This is a genomic window from Streptomyces sp. BRA346 (assembly GCF_052851135.1).
Map to the genome: position 1 here is coordinate 1 of NZ_JAIWIH010000169.1, position 1,373 is coordinate 1,373.

Genomic DNA, 1,373 nt, shown 5'->3' on the forward strand with positions numbered 1-1,373 from the left:
GCGGGCTCGGGCTGTACGACACCGCGTTCGATGCGTCGCTGCTGACGTACTTCCGGCGCCGTCTGCGTCACTCGGCAGATCCGACGCGGATCTTCAGCAAGGTCAGGGAAGTCGTGGCCGCGACCGGTGTGCTCAAGGGCAGGCAGCGGCGCGCTTTGGACTCCACCGTGCTCGATGACGCGGTGGCCACCCAGGACACCGTCACCCAGATCATCTCCGCGATCCGCCGGGTGATCCGCGAGACTCCGGGGGCCGGGGAGGTAGCCGCGGAGCACTGCCGGGCGCATGACTACACCGACCCGGGCAAGCCGAGGATTGCCTGGGACGATGAGAAGGCCCGCGCCGCATTGGTGGACGCGCTGGTCACCGACGCCCTCAACCTGCTCGGACGCCTGCCCGAGCAGAATCTGGGCGAGAAGGCAGCCAACGCGGTCGGCCTGCTGGCCCTGGTCGCGGGGCAGGACGTGGAACCGGCCGAGGATTCCGACGGACGCGACGGCCGCTGGCGCGTCGCGAAGCGCACGGTAGCGGACCGGACGGTCTCCACCGTCGATCCCCAAGCACGGCACATCCACAAGAACCGCACCCGTCATCAAGAGGGCTTCAAAGGNCATGTGTCCTTTGAACCGGAGACCGGACTGTTCACCTCGGTCGCCCTGACCGCTGGTTACGGTCCCGATAACCACGAGGCCGCCATCGCCGCCAGTCTGCTGGCCGACGAGGAAGAGGGCACGGNGTTAACCGTGCTCGGCGATTCCGCTTACGGCACCGGTGACCTGCGCGCACAGTTGCAGGCAGACGGCCACACGCTGGTGATCAAGCCGCCGCCGATACGGCAGGCCGTCCCCGGCGGCTTCACCATCGACGACTTCCGTATCGACNTGGCCGCCGGCACCGCGACCTGTCCCGCCGGGCAGGTCGCCAACCTCGGCCAGGTCAAAGCGGACGGCGCCCGCACTGCCCAGTTCAAACGCGTGTGCGCCGGCTGTCTCCTGCGAGAGCGCTGTACCACGTCCAAGACCGGGCGCACCGTGAACATCCACCCCCAGCACGAGTTGCTGGCCGCCGCCCGCCAGCAGGCCGCCACCGACCCCGTGTGGCAGGACGAATACCGCCGATGGCGGCCACCCGTCGAACGCGCCATCGCCTGGCTGGCCGCCAAAGGCAACCGCCGGGTCCCCCACCGTGGTGTCATCGCCAACAACATCTGGCTCCACCATCGCGCCGCCGCCCTCAACCTCCGCAGACTGATCACCTTAGGACTCACCCGGACCAGCAACACCTGGCACCTCACCCCGGCCACCGCATAGCGAAAAGGGCCGCCCGGCCCGCAGCCGGACAGCCCCTCGACAAGATTTTCAGCAGCCTTCTAG

At 68.6% G+C, this 1,373-nt stretch carries 1 protein-coding gene; it reads left to right on the forward strand.

What is annotated here, in order from left to right; genetic code table 11:
• Nucleotides 1-1,310: transposase (locus LCH29_RS43955; RefSeq protein ID WP_446467288.1), on the forward strand; the 1,310-nt coding region annotated here is incomplete at its 5' end.
• Nucleotides 1,311-1,373 lie beyond the last annotated feature (63 nt).